Here is a 6,460-nt window from a genome sequence, read left to right on the forward strand (position 1 = left end):
GTACAGCGCATGCGGCCCCAGGTTGAAGCGGAAGCCCTCCACGTCCGAAGTCTGGGCCCGTCCGCCCAGGTGCTTCGAGCGCTCGAACAGCGTCACCTCGCAGCCACCGCGCGCCAGCAGCGCCGCGGCGGTCAGCCCGCCCAGCCCTCCGCCAATCACCGCCACCTTCATCGCCTGCATGCCCGTCCTCCGTCCGCGCACCCGGGAAATTCCAGGGGCTTCACGGGCACCACGACGGAGGACGGCGAAAGGTTACAGCGCCCTGATTCAGCGTGATTCAGAGGGATGGGTGGTCGCGGCCCACTGCTTGCCGTCGAGCAGGTAGACCCACGTGGCGTTGCCCTCGCCCCAGTCGACCAGTCCCTGGCGCTCGGTCGCGGGTTCGCCGTGGGGGCCGGGTGTGGACCGGGGAGCGTAGAGCTGGAGGCAGCTCACCTCGCGCGACAGGGCGAGCACGTCCCGGACCTGTCCGTCCTTCGTGAAGAGCACCCGCACCGGAACGGGCTGGTTGCACGAGTAGCCCTTGCCCGGGAAGGCGTAGTCCGGCTGGCCATCCTCGTCGAAGTCGCCCTGGACGCAGGGCACCCCGCCCGTCTTCAGGGCGTTCAGATCCACGCCAATCTCCTCAAGCTGGAGAGCCGCCGCGCCGGGCGTCCCCACGCAGAGACACTGCGTGCTCTTCTCCGTCGAACACGCCGGATCCACGGAGGCAAGCGTCACCCGCGCCCCCTCTGCCTCGGGCCGGGTCGAGGCCCCAGCGCATCCCAGGCTCACCAGCGAAAGCGCCAGGGGTCCCATCCACCGCATCCACGTCAGTCTTCGTTCCTGTCCGTTCATCCGCGGAGCCTTAGCAGAAGGGCTGGGAGGCTAACTCATGAGGTTCCCCCAACGTGACAGCGCCCACGGCGGGAAGATGCGCAGGTAGGTGTCGTAGTGGATGGCGCAGGTGCGGTTGAACACGCCCGCCAGGGGCTCGGGAGGCCACCGGCCATCCGCGCCCTGCCGCGCGCGAAGCCACGCCACACCCCGGCGGGCGGCCTCTGACTCCCCGTCACCCGTGGCCGCGAGCGCCATCAACGCCCACGACGTCGTCACCGCGTGCCCCATGGGCCCCTCCACCCAGCGACGCTCGCGACAGCTCTGGAGGGTCTCGCTCCAGGAGCCATCCTCGCGCTGGTGGGCCTTCAGGAACGCGGAGGCCCGGCGCAGCACCGGGTCTCCTGGCTTCAAGCCGCCAGCCACCAGCCCCGTCACCGCGAACCACGTGCCGTAGCTGAAGCACACGCCCCACGACCCCTCCCAGCCTCCATCCGGGCGCTGTGTGCGGCGCAGGAAGTCCACGCCTCGCGCGATGGCTCGTCCCACCGGCGCCTCCGGCCGCGCCTTCCGCCAGGCCACCAGCGCCTGCACGCACGCAGACGTGCACTCCACGTAGCTGGCGTCCACCATGATGCCGGCGAACACATCCGAGGGGTTGAACCGCTCCAGCCAGCGCGGCCCCCGCTGTTGCTCGTAGGTGGCCCAGCCCCCGTCCCGGTTCTGCAGCGACAGGATGAACTCCACCGCCTGCGCCAGCCGCTCGCGAGGCACGCGGTTGAGCCCGAGCGGCTCCAACAGCAGACACGCCTTCAGCCCCTCCGCGGTGCAGTCGCTGATGGGCCAACCGTGGGCGCGGGTGCTGAACGGCCAGCCGCCCCGACTCGGATGCCGGTGGTGGCGCGCGGCTTGATGCGAGTCCTCCAGCACCTGCTCCGCCTCCAGGAAGCGACCCGCGCGCTCCAGGGTGTCCCGCGCCCCTGCCGCCTGTCCCGAGGCCACCAGCGCCTGCACCGCGAACGCGGTGTCCCAGAGCTGAGAGGAATTGTAGCCGTTGACCTTCGTGCCATCCGCGGAGTGCTGGAGATAGTCCGGCAGGCGCTCCAGGTGGGCCCGAACCTCCGGACCGTCCGGCCGGGCCAGATGCCACACCACGGTGTTGAGCACCTTGTTGATGGGCCCGATGCAGAGGTGATGCGTGGCTTCATCCTCCCCGCGAATCAACGCCAGACACTCCTCCAGCGCACGGGCGCGCAGCCGCTTCGGGTGGACCCGCTCGTAGAGGCCCAGCGCCCGGTTCACGGCGCGAAGCCACCCACTCCGGGGGGTGTAGGCATCGGACGCGGCCACCCGGTTGCGCGCTTCCTTCCAGTCCACGGCGGCGTAGGACTGGGGATACAGCTCGCGGCGCACCTGGGCCAACAGGGGCGTCTCCACCGCGCGGGCCCGGCGGCCATACAGCCAGCCCATGGGCAGGTACACCATGCGGCAGTGACACCACAGCCGCGACGGATGGAATGGCAGCCATCGCGGCAGCAGCCACGGCTCCGGAGGAATGGGGGTCAACCCGTCGTAGTCATAGAGCCCCAGGAGGGCGAGGACGAACTTCCCCCAGGAACCACTGCCCAGCGGACCGCCCCGGGGCAGGAACCACGCCCGCGCGCGCACGAGGTCCGGGTCGGTGGCATCGACGCCCATCAACCGCTGGGCCACGTAGTTGAGCACCGTCGTGAAGACGAGGCTTCGCGACTCCACGTCCAGCCCCCAGCCCCCATCGTCGTTCTGGTGGGCCCGCAGGTGGGCGAGCATCCCCTCGCGGGTGCGCGCGTCCGGGGCCCGCCCCATCACATACAGCCCGGCCACATACACCGGGGTCAGGAAGAGCGGGCCGCCGTAGTCGCCCTTCCAGGAGCCATCCGCCTCCTGGGTCCGGGCCAGCACGTCGCGGGCCCGCTGCATCACCACATCGCCTCCGCCCCCTGGGATGCTCGCGAACATTCGGCATAGAGCGCCCGCAGCGCGGCATCCGACGCCACCCGCTCCTGCGTGAGCTGCATCAACAGTCCCACCGACTCCCGGCGCATCTTCACCGGCTCGGGGTCGAACACCGCGGGATTGCCCTCCACCGCGTTGAGCGTCATCACCGCGAAGAAGAGGGGATACAGGCAGAACAGCCGCAGTCCCGGCTCTTCGGGGGGGAGCGCCAGGGAGTATTCAAGCGCGACGTCCAGCTCCCGGCGCGCCACCGCCACCAGCTCATGCATCAGCGCGACCGCCCGCGCGCGGTCGGCCGGCCGGGTGAGCGTTTCGGGTGAAAGCCCGTGCGCCGCCATCCGGTCCCTTGGCAGCCAGCAGCTTCCGCGGTCCAGGTCCTCGCGCACGTCCTTCAGGATGTTGGTGAGTTGCAGGGCCCTGCCAAAAGCGAGGGCTCGCTGCGTGAGCCGGGCCCGCCGCTCGGCGACCCACGGTGAGTGGTCGATGAAGAGGCCGGTCAGCATCTCGCCCACGACGCCCGCGACGTAATAACAATACATGAACGTCGCCTGGAGGTCGGGCAACCCCTCGATGTGACCGCTGCCCCCGTGCATGCGTTGGATGGATTTCATCCCGCCCGTCATCGTGCGCACGCACCGGGAAATGTGTGGGTGGACCCAGGAGGGGAGCGACGCCAGGGTCTCCAGCACCGTGGGCGTCCCCGCGAGCAGCGCTGCTTCCGCCACGGGGGCTTCGTCTCGCAGCGCGCCCCCCGCCCGCCGCGCGAAGGCCCGGGCACGCGCTTCCCAGTCCGGTCCCAGCTCCACGAGGTCCGCCAGCGCGTCGAGCAATCCCCCCTGGAGCGGCCCCGGGGCCTCGTCCTCCAGCGTGTCCGCGATGCGGCACAGCAGGTAGGCCACCGTCACCGCCAGGTCCAGGGGCTCGGGCAGCAGCGGGATATTCAGCGCGAACGTCCGGGACACCCGGGGGAGCTGCGTACGGCAAAACGACTCTCCTGGCGCAACCATGCCTGCCTCCTCTGCGTGCGTCGTCTTGCTTCAATGGCTAAGTCATCAATCACAGACAGGTGGATCCAGAATCGGGTGAGGGCCGCGTGGGGGACGTCGATGTGGTGATTGCCGGAGGTGGGCCCGCGGGGTGCGCGGTGGCGGCCGCGCTCGCCGAGCTGGGGCTGTCCGTCCTGCTGGTGGACGCGGGCGTGGACCGCCACAAACAGCTCGCGGGGGAGCTGCTCCACCCCACCGGCGTGCGGGACCTGCGAGCGCTGGGCTTCGGGGACGTCGTGGACGCCTGGCAGTCCCAGCCCGTGCGCGGGTTCGCCGTGCGCTTCCAGGCCCCCGCGCGCACCCTCATCCTGCCCTATGGGAGCGGGGTCACCGGACTGTCGCTGGACCATGCCACCCTGACCAACTCCCTCCTGGAATCGGTGGCCCGGCGCCCCGGCGTCACCCTGCTCGGCCGGGCCCGGGTGACGGCCGTGGAGCACAACGACGCGAGAGGTGTCCGCCTGCGCTTCTCCCAACAGGGCATCGAGCACACCCTCCACGCCCGGCTGCTCGTGGCCGCGGACGGACGCGCGTCGCCCGTGCGGCGGATGCTGGGCATCGCCGAGCACCATGCCCGCATCTCCACCATGCTGGGCGTCACCGTGGACAGCGCCTGCCTGACCCACCCCGGACACGGTCACCAGTTCGTGGGAGGCCCCCTGCACGTGCTGGCCTATGCCATCCAGCCCGGCGTGGCGCGGGTGATGGTCGATCTCCCCCTGGGCAGCACCGCCCAGACCTTGAAGGGCCACCCGGAGCTGCTGCACACCCTGCCCTCCGGTCTGAAGGCCGAAGTCTGGCGGGCGCTGGAGGAAGGGCCCGCCCCGCGCATGGCCTCCAACGACGACTGGCTGGCGGAGACCGTCTGGGTGGAGAGCGCGGTGCTCGTGGGCGACGCCGCCGCGTGCTGCCATCCGCTCACCGCCAGTGGCATGGCGTCGTGCTTCCACGATGCCCGCGCCCTTCAAGAAGCGCTGCGACGCCATCCAGGGCCCGTCCACCGCGCGCTCGAACACTACGCGCGCGAGCGACGGCCGGCGCAGCGCACCCGCGTGGCGCTCGCCTCCGCGCTCTACAGCGCCTTCGCCCGACATGACGAGGGCATGCGGGCGTTGCGCCAGGGCCTCCTGCACTACTGGGAGCACAGCCCGCGCGGCGCGCGCGCCTCCATGGCCCTGCTCTCCTCCGAGGAGCCGCGCATGCGGGTGATGACCCGCGAGTACCTGAGGGTCGTCGGCCATGCCCTCATCGCCATGCTGTCGCCGCAGGCCCAGGCCGGCCGGCTGCGGTCCGCCGCGCCGTTGCTGCGCGCCTCCGGGCCTCCCCTGCGGGACGCCGTGGCGAGCGCGGTGGAACAGATGGGCAGCTGGCTGCATCGTCGTGTCCGCCGTCCCGTCTACAGGCTGGCCCGGGCCGGCTGGGCCTCCCCCAGGCGCGCCTTCGCATCCAGCCGGTAGCCCCGGCCACGCCACTCCACCTCGCGCGACAGTCGCGCGGACAGCACCACCCCCGCGCCCAGCAGCGGCAGCACCGCCGGCACCCAGTAGTGACGAAGCGCGACGCGCGGCCCGTGATGGGCCCGCTGGAGCCCCAGCTGGCTCCACACGGAGAAGCCGATTGGCAGCGCCGCCACGGCCGCGCGCCCCCAGGCCCTGCGCGCCACCGCCACCGCCAGGCCTCCCCACGCAATCCAGCTCACCATCCCTCGCACCCAGTTGGGTCGCGCGAAGCCCCAGGGCAGGCCCGATTCCGAGAAGAGGATCCACCGCCGGAAGATGCGCAGGAACGCGCGCAGCTCCAGCTGTCCGGTGACGATGCGCAGGGGCGTGTGGATGACGCGGTTCTTCCACCCGGCCTCGTGCAACCTGCGCCCCAGGTACATGTCATCCACGAGCTGACCGGCGGCGCAGCGCACGCCGCCAATGGCCGCGAGCGCCTCGCGGCGGAAGACCATCAACTGCCCCATGATGAAGGGCAGCGCGCCGTCCGCTTGCGCCGTGCGCGCCACCAACGCGCCGTACCACGCATTCACCAGCAGCCCGTAGCCCACGTCGCCCGCCAGGGGCGCGTCCGCCACCGCGTAGACGGGCGCGAACGTGGCGCCCGTGCGCGCGTCCTCCAGCAGCGCTCCCACCAGCGCCGTGAGCACCCCGGGCGCGGGCCGCGTATCTGAATCACTGAAGGCCACCAGCGTGCACCGCGACCGCTCCACCCCCACCTGCATGGCATTGAGCTTGCCCGTCAGGCCTTCGGGGGGCTCGCCCGCCACCAGAAGTTCCACCCGCCTCGCGCGCGTCGGATGCCGGAGGACCTCCTCCCGGGTGGGAGCGAACGCCGGGTCCTCCTCGCTGTCGAAGACGAACAGCACCTCCCACTCGCCGGGATAGTCCAGCTCCAGCAGCGCGCGCACGTTCTGCCGCGCCTCCACGTCCAGGCCCCGGATGGGGCGGATGAGGGTCACCGAAGGCGGCTCGAACGGCTTCGCGGCCGGTGCCGGGCGCCGTCGCAGGCCCGCCATCAGCCCCAGGTGTCCATGGACCAGCAGCCCCAGCGCCTGTCCCTTATACCCATCTCCGAGCCCACGAGACCGGAGCCTATCTCGT

Annotated in this window: 6 protein-coding genes; 1 reads left to right on the forward strand and 5 read right to left on the reverse strand. The window is 71.4% G+C overall.

Features of this window, described 5'->3' with window-relative positions; genetic code table 11:
* From D7Y13_RS36335 to D7Y13_RS36350, 4 genes are all read right to left on the reverse strand, one after another.
* The coding region (locus tag D7Y13_RS36335; RefSeq protein WP_279637163.1) for an FAD-dependent oxidoreductase at positions 1 to 210 on the reverse strand (210 nt) is incomplete at its 3' end.
* 57 nt (positions 211 to 267) lie between these two features.
* Positions 268 to 798: a hypothetical protein gene (locus D7Y13_RS36340; RefSeq protein WP_233595986.1), complete on the reverse strand. Its 531-nt coding sequence runs from the start codon at positions 796 to 798 to the stop codon at positions 268 to 270.
* A gap of 69 nt (positions 799 to 867) precedes the next feature.
* Complete coding sequence (locus D7Y13_RS36345) at positions 868 to 2,775, reverse strand: 2,3-oxidosqualene cyclase (RefSeq protein ID WP_120585910.1); 1,908 nt, start codon at positions 2,773 to 2,775, stop codon at positions 868 to 870.
* Positions 2,775 to 3,818, reverse strand: coding sequence for a squalene/phytoene synthase family protein (locus D7Y13_RS36350; protein ID WP_120585911.1), 1,044 nt, complete (start codon positions 3,816 to 3,818; stop codon positions 2,775 to 2,777). The genes D7Y13_RS36345 and D7Y13_RS36350 overlap by 1 nt, the downstream gene beginning before the upstream one ends.
* Before the next feature lie 86 nt (positions 3,819 to 3,904).
* Here D7Y13_RS36350 and D7Y13_RS36355 point away from each other — a divergent pair, with 86 nt between their 5' ends.
* The gene (locus D7Y13_RS36355; RefSeq protein WP_158620501.1) at positions 3,905 to 5,314 is read left to right on the forward strand and encodes an FAD-dependent oxidoreductase; all 1,410 of its coding nucleotides are present in this window, start codon (positions 3,905 to 3,907) and stop codon (positions 5,312 to 5,314) included.
* Here D7Y13_RS36355 and D7Y13_RS36360 read toward each other — a convergent pair.
* On the reverse strand, positions 5,254 to 6,460 hold a 1,207-nt coding region (locus D7Y13_RS36360), incomplete at its 5' end, for a glycosyltransferase family 2 protein (protein ID WP_147452577.1). The two genes, D7Y13_RS36355 and D7Y13_RS36360, sit on opposite strands and share 61 nt — an antisense overlap.

Source organism: Corallococcus praedator (assembly GCF_003612125.1).
GTDB classification, from domain to species: Bacteria; Myxococcota; Myxococcia; order Myxococcales; family Myxococcaceae; genus Corallococcus; species Corallococcus praedator.